At 70.6% G+C, this 15,077-nt stretch carries 14 protein-coding genes; 9 read left to right on the top strand and 5 right to left on the bottom strand.

The window, feature by feature from the left end; genetic code table 11:
* Positions 1-97 precede the first annotated feature (97 nt).
* Positions 98-1,963 (bottom strand): AAA family ATPase, encoded by a 1,866-nt coding sequence (locus AQJ67_RS30285; RefSeq protein ID WP_062722529.1) that lies wholly within the window; start codon positions 1,961-1,963, stop codon positions 98-100.
* A gap of 438 nt (positions 1,964-2,401) precedes the next feature.
* Positions 2,402-3,022 carry a nucleoside/nucleotide kinase family protein gene (locus AQJ67_RS30280; RefSeq protein WP_079056265.1) on the bottom strand — a complete coding sequence of 207 codons (621 nt, stop codon included), beginning with the start codon at positions 3,020-3,022 and terminating at the stop codon, positions 2,402-2,404.
* A 228-nt stretch (positions 3,023-3,250) separates the two neighbouring features.
* On the opposite strand from AQJ67_RS30280, the gene AQJ67_RS30275 reads away from it, so the two are divergent.
* The 5 genes from AQJ67_RS30275 to AQJ67_RS30260 all read left to right on the top strand — a co-directional run bounded on the left by AQJ67_RS30275 (position 3,251) and on the right by AQJ67_RS30260 (position 8,431).
* Positions 3,251-4,204 carry a hypothetical protein gene (locus AQJ67_RS30275; RefSeq protein WP_208615073.1) on the top strand — a complete coding sequence of 318 codons (954 nt, stop codon included), beginning with the start codon at positions 3,251-3,253 and terminating at the stop codon, positions 4,202-4,204.
* A 37-nt stretch (positions 4,205-4,241) separates the two neighbouring features.
* The gene (locus AQJ67_RS30270) at positions 4,242-5,783 is read left to right on the top strand and encodes an amino acid permease (RefSeq protein WP_079056264.1); all 1,542 of its coding nucleotides are present in this window, start codon (positions 4,242-4,244) and stop codon (positions 5,781-5,783) included.
* A 271-nt stretch (positions 5,784-6,054) separates the two neighbouring features.
* Positions 6,055-7,419 (top strand): peptidase C39 family protein, encoded by a 1,365-nt coding sequence (locus AQJ67_RS30265; protein ID WP_062722525.1) that lies wholly within the window; start codon positions 6,055-6,057, stop codon positions 7,417-7,419.
* Positions 7,420-7,483: 64 nt separating this feature from the next.
* Positions 7,484-7,624, top strand: coding sequence for an SCO1431 family membrane protein (locus tag AQJ67_RS47085; RefSeq protein ID WP_107123022.1), 141 nt, complete (start codon positions 7,484-7,486; stop codon positions 7,622-7,624).
* Positions 7,625-7,771: 147 nt separating this feature from the next.
* The gene (locus AQJ67_RS30260) at positions 7,772-8,431 is read left to right on the top strand and encodes a TetR/AcrR family transcriptional regulator (RefSeq protein ID WP_062722524.1); all 660 of its coding nucleotides are present in this window, start codon (positions 7,772-7,774) and stop codon (positions 8,429-8,431) included.
* A 70-nt stretch (positions 8,432-8,501) separates the two neighbouring features.
* Here AQJ67_RS30260 and AQJ67_RS30255 read toward each other — a convergent pair whose 3' ends face one another.
* A complete protein-coding gene (locus tag AQJ67_RS30255; RefSeq protein WP_062722523.1) occupies positions 8,502-9,740 on the bottom strand; it encodes a glycoside hydrolase family 18 protein in 1,239 nt (412 codons plus the stop codon).
* 334 nt (positions 9,741-10,074) lie between these two features.
* On the opposite strand from AQJ67_RS30255, the gene AQJ67_RS30250 reads away from it, so the two are divergent.
* Entirely contained in the window at positions 10,075-11,247 is a 1,173-nt protein-coding gene (locus tag AQJ67_RS30250) for an acyl-CoA dehydrogenase family protein (protein WP_062722522.1), read from the top strand.
* On the opposite strand, the gene AQJ67_RS50815 is transcribed toward AQJ67_RS30250, so the two are convergent.
* Positions 11,210-11,458 carry a hypothetical protein gene (locus AQJ67_RS50815; protein ID WP_079056263.1) on the bottom strand — a complete coding sequence of 83 codons (249 nt, stop codon included), beginning with the start codon at positions 11,456-11,458 and terminating at the stop codon, positions 11,210-11,212. The two genes, AQJ67_RS30250 and AQJ67_RS50815, sit on opposite strands and share 38 nt — an antisense overlap.
* Before the next feature lie 94 nt (positions 11,459-11,552).
* Between AQJ67_RS50815 and AQJ67_RS30245 the strand changes: the two genes are divergently transcribed.
* Positions 11,553-12,707 carry an Rv3169 family protein gene (locus tag AQJ67_RS30245; RefSeq protein ID WP_062722521.1) on the top strand — a complete coding sequence of 385 codons (1,155 nt, stop codon included), beginning with the start codon at positions 11,553-11,555 and terminating at the stop codon, positions 12,705-12,707.
* 12 nt (positions 12,708-12,719) lie between these two features.
* Entirely contained in the window at positions 12,720-13,817 is a 1,098-nt protein-coding gene (locus AQJ67_RS30240; protein WP_062722520.1) for a phosphotransferase family protein, read from the top strand.
* Positions 13,818-13,857: 40 nt separating this feature from the next.
* Here the strand turns inward: AQJ67_RS30240 and AQJ67_RS30235 are convergent, their stop codons facing one another.
* The gene (locus AQJ67_RS30235) at positions 13,858-14,292 is read right to left on the bottom strand and encodes a hypothetical protein (protein ID WP_062722519.1); all 435 of its coding nucleotides are present in this window, start codon (positions 14,290-14,292) and stop codon (positions 13,858-13,860) included.
* A 267-nt stretch (positions 14,293-14,559) separates the two neighbouring features.
* Between AQJ67_RS30235 and AQJ67_RS30230 the strand changes: the two genes are divergently transcribed.
* Positions 14,560-15,000, top strand: a complete 441-nt coding sequence (locus AQJ67_RS30230; RefSeq protein WP_016434164.1) for an Lrp/AsnC family transcriptional regulator — start codon at positions 14,560-14,562, stop codon at positions 14,998-15,000.
* Positions 15,001-15,077: the final 77 nt, after the last annotated feature.

Raw genomic sequence — 15,077 nt, 5'->3', positions numbered from 1 at the left:
GGCAGAGCCCCCTGGCGGGGTGGAAGGGGCAGCGCCCCTTCAAGGATGGGACGGGTAGGGGCGGCGGGGGCGAGAATCCACCGCCGCGCAGGGTCCGTCACATGGCCGACGGATCCTGCGGCCCCCGCCCCGACAGAACCTCCCCGTACGCCTGCATCAGATCCGGCAACCGAAGCGTCGACAAGTCGTCCCTCGTCAACGCCCCCGGATACGTCGACAACCGCAGATCCCGGTACGCGCAGCTCTTCTCGTACAGCGTCCGCAGAAACCGCCCGTTGCCCAGCTCGTCGATCCACCCCTGGTCCACCACATGCCCGGCGATGGACCGCAGCTCGTCCAGCGCCTCCTCGTCCCAGACGTCACCGTTCTCCACCGCGAGCACCTCACCGATGGAGGTCAGTTCGAGCGGACGGTACGAGGGAAAGTCGACGCGGGTCGTGAAACGGGAGGAGAGGCCGGGGTTGGCGGCCAGCAGCCGGTCCATGCCCTCGGGATAGCCGGCGAGGATCACCACCAGGTGGTCCCGGTTGTCCTCGGCCCGCTTCAGCAGCACCTGGAGGGCCTCGTCGCCGTACGCGTCGCCCTTGCCGTAGCCGGTGTTGGAGAGCGAGTAGGCCTCGTCGACGAAGAGCACGCCCCCGAGCGCGGAGTCGATGAGCTCGTTGGCCTTCACGGCCGTCTGGCCCAGATACTCGCCGACCAGGTCGGCCCGCTGGGCCTCCACGAGATGGTCGCCGCCGAGGAGCCCGAGGGCGTAGAAGACGCGGCCCAGGATGCGCGCGACCGTGGTCTTGCCGGTGCCCGACGGGCCGGAGAAGACGAAGTGCCGTTTGGGCGGCTGTACGGGCAGCCCCTGCCCGGCGCGCAGCCGGGCCATGTTCAACTGGGCGGACAGCGCCTTGACCTGCCGTTTGACGGGCTCAAGACCCACCATGCGCTCGAGCTCGGCGAGCGCCTCCTCGAGTAACCGGGGGTCTGTCGGCCCGGCGGGCAACGGCTGCGACGACACCGCGGTCTTCTCGCGCACCGTCGGATCCACCACCGACGGCAGCGGCCCGGTGGGCGGCAGGTCCGGGTCGGACAGCTTCAGGTCGCGCCCCTCGGTGCCGAAGAGCGGGTCGAGCCCATCGGGTCCGTCGCCCATGTCCCCGCCGAACCCGGTCAACGTGATCGCCGCGAGGTCGGTGGTGTCGTCGTAGCCGTCGCCCTCGGCGATGGCCGCGAGCCGCGCCGAGGTGTCCATGAAGGCGGGGTCCACCCGGTGCACCGCGCGGTAGAGGGGGAGCGCGGCGGCGGACCGGCCCGTGCCCTCGTGCGCCCGCGCCAGCCAGTACCGCAGCTCCTTGCGCTGCGGCTGCTCGCTGCGGCAGCGCATCAGCGCGGCCGAGAGCAGAGGTTCGGCCTGCCCGTACATCTCCAGTCGCACCCGCGCCATGCCGCCGAACAGGCCCGCCTCGATGCCGAGCATCGCGTCGTCGAGCAGCGGGTCGGTGTGCCGTACGAGCTGCTCCCAGTCCTTGACCAGATAGGAGCGGCACGCGTGCAGAAAGCGGACCTGGTGGTCGGTGTCGACGGGCGGGAGCCCGGCCAGCGCCCGGTCCAGCTCCGGCACATGCCGTCCGTCCAGCCAGTGGGAGGCGTGGGCGAGGAGCAGATCGCGCGGGCTCTCCAGCACCGGCTGCACCCACCAGCCCAGCCAGTACCAGGAGTTGATCGCCCGCCGATGCCGGGCGCGCTGTTCCCCGAAGCGCTCCCGGTGCCGGTACATCCGCAGCAGCGCGGTCGTCGTGTCGACGCGCAGCGCGTGCAGACCGAGCCAGCCGTCGGCCATCCCGGGATCGATCCGTACCGCGGTGCGGAACTCCTCCTCCGCCTGCGGATAGGCCCCCATCGTGTAGGCATCCACACCTCGCAACCAGGCGAGGTCGGCCGGGGCCTCGGGGCCCTGCGTGCCGAAGTCCATCACGTCCCCCACAAACCGTGCCCCCGTCGGTTGACCGACCGCTCGTCCGTCGGCCGCCTTGATCGGATCGATCGAACCGCCGTGCCGCGGACCGGAGTTGCAACGGTGCGCAGAGCAGCCGTCCGTACGCCGCACCGAGGGCATCGTACCTGCGAGGGTGTCGCCCGCCCCAGGGTGCCGCACCGGCCGTTTGGCGAGGTGGGAGCGGATCGGGCGGAGCGCGCTCGGTGACCCAGGGTGAGCGAATCGCGTCTCTCGGCGCCCGAAATGAGGAGTCAGGGCAGAACGAAGCCCCCGATCACGGGGGAACAACCGGGGGCTTCGCGTCAGTGGGCGGCTTCGATTGACCGCACATTGAGAACGTAAGTCCTGTACGGCCCCCGGGTCAAGCAGAGTTGAGGCACTCCGCGAACTTGCCCGAGAGGGCTCTTCACAAGTTCAGCACATTGCCGTTGGGTCGTCACCGTGTGTGACCGTCTGGTCCGGTCCAACGGTCCCGGCAGGCCCAGGAACCACCTCATACCCCTTCCCGCTCTGCCGAACCAGAAGGTCGGCGAAGGGCCGGGACGGGTCCTGCGTGAAGTGCCTCAGTTCCGCCCTGACCCACCCGTCCCAGAACTCCCGCTGCTCCGCTCCGTCCCGTGCGCGCCCCCGGGTCCAGGACTCCTCGTGCGTCAGCTCCATCCACAGCAACTGGGCGAGATGCGGGCGCAGTGCGCGACGGCCGGCGCCCACGCCCTCGACGACGACGACCGGGGCGGGCGGCACGGCGACGGGCGGTCCGAAGCGGCGGGCCCGCCAGTCGTAGGGGGTGTAGTGGGCGGCCTCGCCTCGTGCGAGCGGTTCGATCACCTGGGCCAGCAGCCGCCCGGTCCACTCGAACAGCTCGGCATGGCTCGCGATGTCGTCGAGATGCAGCACCGGGGCGTCGTCCAGCGCGCGGGCCAACTGCCCGGCGAACGTGGACTTTCCTGAGCCGGCGTGTCCGTCGACGGCGATCAGACGGACCGGGCCGCAGGACGGGGGGAGGCGGCGGAGCCGGGTGGCGAGGTTGTGAATCGTTTTTCCTGAAGTGGGACGGGGTGGTGGGCATATCTCTTTGGAACATTCTAGAGCGCGAGAAGGAGATGGGAAAAGGTGTCACTTTGAACTAGCCGACGGCTGCCCGCAATCCCGTCGAAAAACTCCGGCCACCACGGTGAAATCCACGTTCCGGTTGAGCCGCACGCTGAGTAAGGTGCCTGGAGTGCAACTGTGAGGCGCCGTAACGGGGATGGGCTGGGACAGATGGCCGCGGGGTTATTCGAGGGGCAGTATGTGTGGCATCCGGCGGCCGACGACCGCGTGCTCGGGAGCGTATGCGTCGATGTCCGGGCCGGCCGATATCTGAGCTCCCTCGACGCCCTGGCCGAAACCCGCGGTGACTTCGCCCTGCGTGCCCACCGCTCTCTGGTGCTCGCCTCGGAGGCCGCCGACTCCGATCTCGTCGAGCGCTGGCTGCACGAGGATCCCGGCCCCGAGGCGGCGCTGATGTGGGCGCGGGTGGCCGTGTTGCGGGCATTGCGCGCGGCCGACGCCGGCGACCCGCGGACCGAGGCGCTGGAGCGGATAGCGCTGGCCGCCTGCGACCGGGCCGCCGCGGCGGCCCCCGCCGATCCGACGCCCTTGGTGGCCAAGCTGGCCATGGCCCGGCTGCACCGGCTGCGCGACCGGGCGCCGCGCGGACTGCTCACGGCGCCGCCCGGCCCCTGGCAGCTGTTCGCCCACATCCTCTCCCTCGACCCCTGGCACCGCGAGGCCCACCACCGCTTCCTGGCCTGCTTCTTCACCCGCTACGGCGGCTCCGTGACCGCGGCCTGGGACGTCGCCGCCTTCCTCGGCCAGCGGGCCCCCGCCGACTCACCGCTGCGCCTGCTGCCGCTGGTCGCCCTGGTGGAGTGCTACGACCCGACCCAACTGCTCGCCGACCGGGTCTGGGAGCAGCCGCAGTGGCGCTCGACCTCGCTGTCGATCCACCGGAACTGGCTGCCCACGGTGGCCGACTACCCCTTCACTCCGGTCCTCGACCTGGCCTACCTCGCGCACGCCCTGGTCATGGCCCGGTGCGAGGAGGAGGCACGCGCCGTCTTCACGGCGATGGGGCCGTACGCCTCGCGCATGCCCTGGTCCGTCTTCGGTGACCCGGCCGCGCAGCTGTCCCGGGCGCGCCGCGCCTGCGGCCTGCCCGTGCCGAGCGCCTGACGGACCACAACCCCCCACCTAGAGAAAGGCCCGACCCGTGTCAGAACGGATATCGGTTCCGCGTGCCGCGGCACGCGGGGGAGCCGATCCGATCGCGCTCGACGACGACGCGACCCTGCATGCGATGGGTTATCCGAGAAAACTCACCCGCCGCTTTCAGGCATTCGACAATTTCGCCATCTCCTTCACCATCATCAACATCATTTCGGGTATCTTTTCGGGTTTCGGATTCGGTCTGAACGCGGGCGGCCCGAGCGTTCTCGTCTTCGGCTGGATCGGCGTCTCCGTCATGGTGCTCTTCGTGGGGGCATCGATGGCAGAGGTCGCCTCCGCCTATCCGACGAGCGGCGCGCTGTATTTCTCCGCGGGAAAGCTCGCCAAGCGGCACAAGGGCGCCTGGTCCTGGTACACCGGCTGGCTGAACTTCGTGGGCCAGGTAGGCGGCACGGCCGCCACCGGATACGCCGCCGCCACCTTCGTCCAGGCGTTCATCGCCCTTCAGTGGCCCTCGTACGAGCCGACCGGACACCGAACGGTGCTGATCACGGCCCTGATCATCGTGCTCCAGGGGCTCGCCAACACCTACACCGTGCAGCTGGTCGCCGTACTGAACCGGATCTCCGTGTGGTGGCTGCTGATCGGACTCGTGATCATCGTGACCGCCCTGATGGTCATGCCCGATCATCATCAGTCGACTTCGTTCGTCACGCATTTCGCGAACAACACCGGTTTCACCAGCGGCCTTTATGGCGGCCTGCTCGGTCTGCTGGTCACCAGCTGGACCTTCACCGGCTTCGACGGCAGCTTCCACATGTCCGAGGAAACCGTCCGGGCCACGGTCAATGCGCCGCGCGGGATCACCCGGGCCATCGCCTACTCGGCGATAGCGGGACTGCTGCTGATGCTCGCATTGGTCTACAGCATTCGTGACTACGACCGGGTGGCGAGCGCCGACGCGTCGCCCGTGCAGATCCTGATCGACGGGCTCGGCGCGGGCACGGCGAAGGCGCTGCTGCTGATCGTGATCGGCGCCATGCTCTTCTGCGGCCTCGCCAATCTCACCAGCAACACCCGGCAGATCTTCGCCTTCTCCCGGGACGGCGCGATGCCCGGTTCCCGCTGGTGGCACTCGGTCTCGCCGCGCACCCGCACCCCCGTGAAGGCGGTTTGGCTGGCGGTCGCCTGCTCGCTGGCGCTCGTGGTGCCCGGCTGGTGGTCGCACACGGCGTTCACCGCCATCGTCAGCGTCAACGTGGTCGGCCTCTTCCTCGCGTACGCCGTCCCGATCCTGCTCCGGCTGCGTCTGGGCGACGAGTTCCAGCCGGGGCCCTGGCACCTGGGGCGCTGGGGGCGGCCGGTCGGGGTCGTCGCGGTGGCCTGGACCCTGCTCAGCAGCGTCCTGTTCATGCTGCCGCACGCCTCGCCGGTCACCGCCGGCACCTTCAACTACGCGCCGGTCGCCCTGGCCGTCGTCCTGGCCGTGGCCACCGTGTGGTGGTTCACCAGCGCCCGCCGCCGCTTCCACGGCCCGGTCAGCTACGGCCGCCCCGACGAGGTCGCGGCGATGGACCTCGTCTGACGACTCGTCACCCTTCCCGGCGTCCGGTGCCACGCGGCGCGGACGCCGGGAGCCGGGATCCGCCCGGCGGCCGCTCACCCCGCCCCGCCCGTACGCCGATTGAGCCATTCGGCCTCCGCCCAGGTCATGCCAGTGGTCGACACCAATATTCGTAGGCGCGCCCGGGCCGAAGTGCTGGCAGACGCCCGCCCCTGCGGCCATAGTGGGCGGACAGCCGAGCACCGGCCGCACTGGACCCGCCCGACCCGGACACCCTGGGGGTCTTCCGCCCATGAGCAGAGCCGAGCAGCCGTCCCGCAGAATCGTTCTGGCAGCAGCGGTCGCCGCAACCGTCAGCGGCGGCGCGGGCGCGGCGGTCGCCCTCGACGCCACCGCCGAGGCCCCGGCCCTCGCGCAGGCCCCGGCCCGCACCGTCGACAACCGCGCCTGGACCACGTACACCGACTGGCGCGGCGGTACCGCCCAGGGCACCCGGGCCGTCGCCGGCGCCCGCCCCGGCCTGGTCATCGCCACGGCCGCGGGCACCCGCGACTACACGGACCCGCACACCGGCGGGAGCGCCCCCTGGGAGTACGCGGCCTGGACGTCCCCCGTCCACCGGCTCACCGTCCCCGCGACCGAGGTGATCGCCTCCTGGAACGCGCACACCCCCACCGGCACCTGGATCCAGATCGAACTCGGGGGAACGTACTCGGACGGCACCGCGACCCCCTGGTACGTGCTGGGCCGCTGGGCCGCCGGTGACCAGGACATCAGGCGGACCTCGGTCGACGACCAGAAGGACGGCAAGAGCACCGTCTGGACGGACACCCTCGCCGTCGACGACCCGGCCGGCGGACTGCGCGTCGCCTCCTACCGGCTGCGGCTGACCCTGTACCGCAGGCCCGGAACGAAGCTCACCCCCACCGTGTGGCGGGCCGGCGCGATGGGCTCCGACGTCCCCGACCGCTTCACGGTTCCCGCCTCCACCCCCGGCCTGGACCGGGAACTGACCGTCCCGCGCTACTCGCAGGAGATCCACATCGGCCAGTACCCGGAGTACGACAACGGCGGCGAGGCCTGGTGCAGCCCCACCTCCTCGCAGATGATCGTCGAGTACTGGGGCGGCCGGCTCACCCCGGAGCAGCTGGCCTGGGTCGACCCGGCGTTCGCCGATCCGCAGGTCTGCCACGCGGCCCGGTACACCTTCGACCACCAGTACAACGGTTGCGGCAACTGGCCCTTCAACGCCGCCTACGCGGCCACCTTCAAGGACCTCCAGGGCGTCGTCACCCGGCTCGGCTCGCTCACCGACCTGGAGACGCTGATCGCGGCCGGCATCCCGGCCATAACGTCCCAGTCCTTTCTGAAGGGGGAGCTGGCCGGGGCGGGGTACGGCACCGCCGGGCATCTCATGACCGTCATCGGCTTCACCGCCGACGGCGACGTGATCGCCAACGACCCGAACTCGCCGAGCAACGAGGCGGTGCGACGCGTCTACAAGCGGCGCGAGTGGGAGAACATCTGGCTGCGGACCAAGCGGTACAACGCCGAGGGCAAGGTCGCCTCCGGCACCGGCGGCGTCTGCTACCTCTACTTCCCGGCGCGTCCGACCCCGCGGCAGCGGGCGGCGCTCACGGCGGTGGGCGTGGTGTGAGCGCCGGGCGTGCTGTGAGCAACGTCTCCGCCCCACACACGGTCGTCGGTGGCAGGGTGGGCCTATGACCACGCACTCCGCCACCGCCGCGCGCGTCCGTACCGGCGGCCCCCGGGAAGACGGCCCGAAGATCCTCGAGCACGTCATGGGCTGGACCCTCGTCATGGTCGTCGCGATGCTGATCACTCAGCTCGGCCTGCTGTGAGCTGACACACACAGAGCCCTTTGGTCGGACATGTCCCGACCCGGTTGTCGGGCAGACCCACCAAACTCGATCAGACTCGAACGAGCAGTTGGTGCAGGTCTGCCATACTGCGGATGTCCCGCCGCCCGTTGAACAACAGGGTCTAAATTGAATATTAGTCAACAGCGTGACGCGGCCCGGCCCCGGGCGCGCGGCACCGAGCGCTCGCTGGCGCGCCGTGCCGAACTCATCAGCATCGGGCGGAAGCTGTTCGCCGACACGTCGTACGACGCGCTCTCCATGGACGACATCGCCCGCCAGGCCCATGTCGCCAAGGGGCTGATCTACTACTACTTCCAGTCCAAGCGCGGCTACTACCTGGCGATCATCCAGGACTCCGTCGCCGACCTGGTCACCTTCGCCGCGAGCGGCCTCGAACTCCAGCCGGTCGACCGGGTGCACCGCACCATCGACAGCTATCTCCGCTACGCCGAGCACAACCAGGCCGCCTACCGCACCATCGTCAGCGGCGGTGTCGGCTTCGACGCCGAGGTGCACGCCATCCGGGACGGCGTGCGCGAGGCGATCGTGGCGACCATCGCCGAGGGGGCGTACGGCCGTACCGACATCGCCCCGCTCGCCCGCGTGGGCCTGCTCGCCTGGGTGTGCAGCGTGGAGGGTGCCACCCTGGACTGGACCGAGCGCCCCGGACTGCCGCGCGACACCATGTGTGAGCTGCTGGTGAGGACGCTGGGCGGCGCCCTGCGCGCCATCGAGGAGATGGACCCCGCCTACCCGGCCCCGGAGCCCGCGCGCCGGGAGAGCTGACCCACGAAGCGGCAGGACGCAGGGGCGGAGGCTCGTGGCCCTCCGCCCCTGCGTCCCCCCGTGGGACCCGCTACTTGATGGACTTGATCAGTTCACCGCCGGACGTGTCCCCGCTCAGCTCCCAGAAGAAGGTCCCGCCCAGCCCCTGCTGGTTCTTGTACGTCATCTTCGCCGCGATGGTCGCGGGGGTGTCGTAACTCCACCACTCGCTCCCGCACTTGGCGTACGCCGTGCCGCCCACGGTCCCGGTCGCCGGGCACTTTGACTTGAGCACCTTGTAGTCCTCGATGCCCGCCTCGTAGGTGCCGGGGGCCGCCCCGGTCGCCGTGCCGCCGGGGGCCGACTGGGTGACGCCGGTCCAGCCGCGGCCGTAGAAGCCGATGCCGAGCAGCAGCTTGGACGACGGGATGCCGAGGCCCTTGAGCTTGGCGATGGTCGCCGAGGTGTGGAAGCCGGCCTTCGGGATGCCGGAGTAGGAGTTCAGCGCAGAGTGCGGAGCCGTGGGACCGGTCGCGTCCCAGGCGCCGAAGAAGTCGTACGTCATCGGGTTGTACCAGTCGACGTACTGCGCCGCGCCCGCGTAGTCCGCCGCGTCGATCTTGCCGCCGCTCGTGGCGTCGGCCGTGATCGCCGCGGTGACCAGGTTGCCGGAGCCGAACTTGGCCCGCACCGCCGACATCAGGTTCTTGAACGCCTCACGGCCGCTGGTGTCACAGGTGGCGCCGCAGGCGTTCGGGTACTCCCAGTCGATGTCGATGCCGTCGAAGACGTCGGCCCACTTGGAGTTCTCGACCAGGTCGTAGCAGGACTGGGCGAAGGCGGCCGGGTTGCGTGCGGCCTCGCCGAAGCCGGTCGACCAGGTCCAGCCGCCGAAGGACCACAGGACCTTCAGGCCGGGGTGCTTCCTCTTCAGCTCCCGCAACTGGTTGAAGGTGCCGCGCAGCGGCTGGTCCCAGGTGTCGGCGACGCCGTCCACCGACTCGGCGGCGGTGTAGGTGCGTTCGGCCGCGGCGTAGGAGTCGCCCATCGCGCACTTGCCGCCGGTGACGTTGCCGAAGGCGTAGTTGATGTGGGTGAGCCTGGCCGCCGATCCGGACGTCTCGATGTTCTTGACGTAGTACTTGCGGTCGTAGGTGCCCCATTCCGTGAAGTAGCCGACGACCTTGGAGCCGGCCGCGAGCTTCGGCCCGGCGGCGGGTTCGGCGGTGGCGGTGTCCGCGCCGGCGAGCAGCCCGGCGCCGAGGACGGCCGCGCACGCGGCGGAGACGAGCGCCATGAGCCGGGCGCGGGGGCGGTGCGAGAGGTGCATCGGGTGTCTCCTCGTGGGGGAGAGGTGAGCATGCTCCGATTGGCATGGACGCGCTGATGCGTTGATCCGTCACCGTAGGAGGACTAGACCAGTACGTCAATGGTTCGGACCAATTTCTATGCCATGGGTAACGTGCTGGATACTTCTTTTAGTGAGCGGTCGTTAACCGGTGACGCGATGCCTCCGATCGGGCATACTCACAGCGCACAGCCGCTGGTCAGCAGCTTCCGAGACCCGGAAATGCGAGCATCGGCCCGGCACCAGAGAGACCCGGCGGAGCCGCCCCACCCAAGGCGGATGCCCGCTGATGTGCCCGACAGGGAGGATCGTCGCCATGCCCGACCGCGCCCCGCAGCCGGTGGACCGTCAACTGCCCACGGACGAGGCCCGGGATCTGATCTCGCTCGTCCGCGACATCGCGCAGCGCGAGATCGCCCCGAAGGCGGCCGAGGAGGAGGACGCCGGCCGCTTCCCGCGCGAGGTCTTCACCCTGCTCTCCGAATCGGGACTCCTCGGCCTGCCGTACGCCTCCGAATACGGCGGCGGCGACCAGCCGTACGAGGTCTACCTCCAGGTCCTCGAAGAGCTCGCCGCGGTCCGCCTCACCGTCGGCCTCGGCGTCAGCGTGCACACCCTGGCCTCCTACTCCCTCGCCGCCTACGGCACCAAGCAGCAGCAGGTCGAGCACCTGCCCGCGATGCTCGGCGGCGGGCTGCTCGGCGCGTACTGCCTCTCCGAGCCCGCCTCTGGATCGGACGCGGCCTCGCTGCGCACCAAGGCGGTGCGCGACGGCGACGGCTGGGTGATCACCGGCACCAAGGCCTGGATCACCCACGGCGGCATCGCCGACTTCTACACGGTGATGGCGCGCACCGGCGAGGAGGGCCCGCGCGGGATCACCGCCTTCCTGGTGCCCGGCGACGCGGACGGGGTCGGTGCGGCGGCGCCCGAGAAGAAGATGGGCATGAAGGGATCGCCCACCGCCCAGGTCCACTTCGACGGCGTCCGGGTCGGCGACCAGCGGCGCATCGGCGACGAGGGACAGGGTTTCGCCATCGCCCTGTCCGCCCTCGACTCCGGCCGGCTCGGCATCGCCGCCTGCGCGATCGGCGTGGCCCAGGCCGCGCTGGACGAGGCGGTGGCCTACGCGACCGAGCGCCGGCAGTTCGGCAAGCCGATCGCCGACTTCCAGGGCCTGCGCTTCATGCTCGCCGACATGGCGACCCAGATCGAGGCGGGCCGCGCGCTGTACCTCACGGCGGCGCGACTGCGTGACGCGGGGCGGCCGTTCGCCAAGCAGGCGGCGATGGCCAAGCTGCACTGCACCGACACCGCGATGAAGGTCACCACCGACGCCGTCCAGATCCTCGGCGGGTACGGCTACACCGCGGACTTCCCGGCCGAGCGCTATATGCGCGAGGCCAAGGTCCTGCAGATCGTCGAGGGCACCAACCAGATTCAGCGGATGGTCATCGCCCGTCACCTAGCAGGTCCCGAGGGACGCTGAACTGACCGTGCTTGACCGTCGGCGCCGCGAGCCGGATCCACTCCGGGTCGTGGCGCCCGGGCAGGGTGCGGCCACGGTCGGCCCAGGTGCGCATCAGCTCGCGGTAGATGGGCGGATCCGGTTGCTGCGGAGGCGCCGGCGCCAGTGCTCCCGCGGGGCGCGGCACGAAGACGCGGCGCTGAGGCCCGGTCGCTGAATAGGTGGGGGGCATACCAGGGCAACGCGGAGGTGGCGGGACAAGTCACCGCCCGCGGGAATCGGGCGTGAGTTCACGGCCGTCCGGCTCCCGCTCTGGTCACCGGTCGATGTCTGACGTACCGTCAGCCCAGCCGCCTCCAGGGAGGTATGCCGTGGCCGACGACGACCGCCCCGTCGCGCTCGACGAGTACCCGGTGCACCAGGTGCCGCTGTCCATGAAGTACGTCGCGACCAGCGACCGCAACGCCTACGACCGCTGCATCTTCCACGTCCTCGACCACCAGGGACGCGCCCTGCTGATCCTCGGCCTCGGGGTGTACCCGAACGCCGGGGTGATGGACGCGTACGCGACCCTGCGCGTGGGGGACCGGCTGCACGCCGTGCGGGCGTCGGACGCCCTCGGTGAGGACCGGATGCGGCTCGCCGTCGGGCCGCTGCGCATCGAGGTCGGGGAACCCCTGCGACGGCTGCGCCTGACGTGCGACGACGAGGAGTTGTCGTACGACCTCACCTGGACCGCCGACTTCCCCGCGCTCTGGGAGCCCCACCACCTCCAGCGCCGCGGCGACCGGCTCACTCTCGAAGGGCGCCGCTTCGTCCAGGCGGGCGGCGTGGCGGGCGTCGTGCGCGCCGGCGGAGAGGAGTTCCGGGTCACGCCCGCCGAGTGGACCGGGACCCGTGACCGCAGCTGGGGAGTGCGCCCCATACCCGGGGAGGAGGGCGGGCGGTACGCCGAGGAGCACCCGACCGAGGGCTTCCACTGGATCTGGTGCCCGGTGCGCTTCGAGGACCGGTTCCTGATGGTGATCGTCCAGGAGGACGCCGACGGACATCGCACGCTCAGCGAGGCGACGATGGTCCGTCCCGGTCACCGCGACCGCCAACTGGGCTGGCCCCAGGCCGAGATCACCTACCGCCCCGGCACCCGCCACCCGCAACGCGCCCTCGTCCACCTCGGCGACGTCCGCAAGCCCGAGGAGCTTCAGGTGGAGATCCTGGCCTCCTCCCCGCTCGCCGTAGGCGCCGGCTACCCGCCCGCCGACGACTGGCAGCACGGCACCTGGCGCGGCCGCGGGTGGACGGATCGCCGTACCTACGACCTCGCCGACCCCGCAGCCCACCCGCTCGCCGCGTACGGCGTCACCGACCACGCCGCGCGGTTCCGTCTCGACGGCCGGGTCGGGCACGGCATCTTCGAGCACGGCTCGTTCGGACGGCACGACCCGAGCGGGTTCACGGACTTCAAGTCGGTCGCACCGTAGGGGGTTCGCTCCATGGCAGCCACGGCACCCCGTCCGCGCACCAGCACCCGCGACCCCGAGGAACTCACCCGCCGCCTCACCGCCTGGCTGGGCACCCGGCTGCCGGGCGCCAAGGCGGTCGGCGTCACGGTCCCCGAGTCGAACGGCATGTCCAGCGAGACCCTGCTCTTCGACATCGAGCACCCCGAACCACCGCTGCGCACCTGCGCGTTGCGGCTCGCGGCGGACCCGGCGGCGTACACCGTCTTCCCGGTGTACGACATGCCGCGCCAGTACCGGACGATGCGCGTCGTCGCCGAGCACACGGATGTGCCGGTGCCGAAGGTGCTCTGGCTGGAGGAGGACCCCGGCCCGCTGGGCGCGCCCTTCTTCGTCATGGAGCGCGTCGACGGACGGGTGCCGCCGGACGTCATGCCGTACACCTACGAGGGCAACTGGCTGCACGCGGCGAGCGACGAGGAGCGCGAGCGCCTGGAAGCGGCCACGATCGGAGTGCTGGCCCGGCTGCACGACCAAGTTCCCTTGGCGCAGGCCGAGTTGCTCACCCTTCCGGGCGACGGTGACGCACTGCGACACCATGTCACGTCCCAACGCGGTTACTACGAATGGGTGGTTGACGGACGCGCCCGCTCACCGCTGATCGAGGACGCGTTCGCCCGGCTGGAGGAGCTCTGGCCGCGCGACCCGTGCCCACCCGTGCTCACCTGGGGAGACGCACGCATCGGGAACATCGTCTACGCCGGGTTCGAACCCGCCGCCGTCCTCGACTGGGAGATGGCGGCCCTCGCACCGCGCGAGGTCGACCTCGGCTGGACGATCTATCTGCACCGCTTCTTCCAGGACCTGACGGCCGCCTTCGGACAGCGCGGACTGCCGGACTTCCTGCGCCGCGAACGGATCGAGGAGCGCTACGCCGACCTCACCGGCCACACGCCGCACGACATGGACTTCCACACGCTGTACGCCGCTCTGCGGCACGCCGTCGTCATGCTGCGGATCGCCTACCGCCAGGCCCACTTCGGCGAAGTCGCCGTCCCGGCGGACCCGGACACACTGATCCTGCACCACGGCAGCCTGCGAGCCATGGTGCAGGGCAGCTACTGGAAATGAGCGATGCGACGTCGACGCCGCCGCGCGGAGCGGTGTGCGCTCAGGCGGCCTGCCGGCGCATGACCGGGACCCTGATGGGGCGCGAGCCCGGGCCGCCGACGTGCGAGAAGGGCTGGGTCCGCCAGTCCAGCCCCTGAGGGAGCGTCAACAGAAGGGCGGTGTCCTGCTCCTGGGGCTCCGGCGACTCGTCCGCGGAGCGGGCCTCGGCGGCCCTGCGGCCCGTACCCGCGCAGACCGTCAGACCGAACGGGTTCCACGGCGAGGCGCACAGCGCGTGCTCCGGCAGGACCTCCTCGTCGGCCAGCAGGGCGATGGGCTGCGCGCAGTCCGGGCAGATCACCCGGAACATCTCGAAGGTGTCGTACGCGTCGAGTTCGTCGTCGAAGGCGTCGGGTTCGACGCCCTCCGGCTCGGGCTCGACAACTGCCTGGAGGCGCTTGGGTGCGGTTCGACCAGGGCGCTTAAGACTCTGCATTGGGTTCTCCCCCTCGGGCTGGGCCGTGACGGCACTGCGGCCTCGACCACAGCAAGCACTTCCCGCCTGCTCTCGGCGTTAATCACGGGAGCATCACGGAGGCTGTTCGGGGCCTGTGGCCTTCGTCACATGCCGCCCGCAGGTGCCGGGCGCTGCCGCTTGGTCCCTCAGGTGGCGCACCGGGTTCCGGCGGCCAGATCACAAACCGGGTATGACCTGCGCTGCTCAGGTATCCGAGGAGATCAAGCGCACTGTAGGTTCTTCGTCATGGAGGAGCTGGACCGGCAGATCGTGCAGCTGCTCGTCAAGGACGGGCGGATGAGTTACACCGACCTGGGCAAGGCCACGGGCCTGTCCACATCGGCCGTGCACCAGCGGGTGCGGCGGCTGGAGCAGCGGGGCGTCATCCGTGGGTATGCCGCGGTCGTGGACCCCGAGGCCGTGGGGCTGCCCATGACCGCGTTCATCTCGGTGAAACCGTTCGATCCCAGCGCGCCGGACGACATCGCGGACCGGCTGGCCGGAGTGCCCGAGATCGAGGCCTGTCACAGCGTGGCCGGGGACGAGAACTACATCCTCAAGGTCCGGGTGGCCACGCCGCACGAGCTGGAGGAGCTGTTGGCTCGGCTCCGGTCGTTGGCGGGGGTGTCCACGCGGACGACGGTGGTGCTGTCCACGCCGTACGAGGCGCGGCCGCCGCGGGTTTGATTCACGGGGGACTCATCGCCGCCGGGCTGTCGGTCGTTCGTCGGCCGCGGGTCGTTCGTGGTTGATCGCGCAGTTCC

The organism is Streptomyces caeruleatus (assembly GCF_001514235.1).
Taxonomy (GTDB): Bacteria; Actinomycetota; Actinomycetes; order Streptomycetales; family Streptomycetaceae; genus Streptomyces; species Streptomyces caeruleatus.
Note: the sequence above shows the minus strand (reverse complement) of the source record. Positions and strands in the feature narration are given on the sequence as shown.

What these genes read in the sequence shown, in the direction of transcription:
- AQJ67_RS30230 (WP_016434164.1), top strand. Translation starts at nt 14,560, where the DNA reads ATGGAGGAGCTGGACCGGCAGATCGTGCAGCTGCTCGTCAAGGACGGG.
- AQJ67_RS30250 (WP_062722522.1), top strand. Translation starts at nt 10,075, where the DNA reads ATGCCCGACCGCGCCCCGCAGCCGGTGGACCGTCAACTGCCCACGGAC.
- AQJ67_RS30275 (WP_208615073.1), top strand. Translation starts at nt 3,251, where the DNA reads ATGGCCGCGGGGTTATTCGAGGGGCAGTATGTGTGGCATCCGGCGGCC.
- AQJ67_RS30240 (WP_062722520.1), top strand. Translation starts at nt 12,720, where the DNA reads ATGGCAGCCACGGCACCCCGTCCGCGCACCAGCACCCGCGACCCCGAG.
- AQJ67_RS30265 (WP_062722525.1), top strand. Translation starts at nt 6,055, where the DNA reads ATGAGCAGAGCCGAGCAGCCGTCCCGCAGAATCGTTCTGGCAGCAGCG.
- AQJ67_RS50815 (WP_079056263.1), bottom strand. Translation starts at nt 11,458, where the DNA reads ATGCCCCCCACCTATTCAGCGACCGGGCCTCAGCGCCGCGTCTTCGTG.
- AQJ67_RS30235 (WP_062722519.1), bottom strand. Translation starts at nt 14,292, where the DNA reads ATGCAGAGTCTTAAGCGCCCTGGTCGAACCGCACCCAAGCGCCTCCAG.
- AQJ67_RS30255 (WP_062722523.1), bottom strand. Translation starts at nt 9,740, where the DNA reads ATGCACCTCTCGCACCGCCCCCGCGCCCGGCTCATGGCGCTCGTCTCC.
- AQJ67_RS30285 (WP_062722529.1), bottom strand. Translation starts at nt 1,963, where the DNA reads ATGGACTTCGGCACGCAGGGCCCCGAGGCCCCGGCCGACCTCGCCTGG.
- AQJ67_RS47085 (WP_107123022.1), top strand. Translation starts at nt 7,484, where the DNA reads ATGACCACGCACTCCGCCACCGCCGCGCGCGTCCGTACCGGCGGCCCC.
- AQJ67_RS30245 (WP_062722521.1), top strand. Translation starts at nt 11,553, where the DNA reads ATGTCTGACGTACCGTCAGCCCAGCCGCCTCCAGGGAGGTATGCCGTG.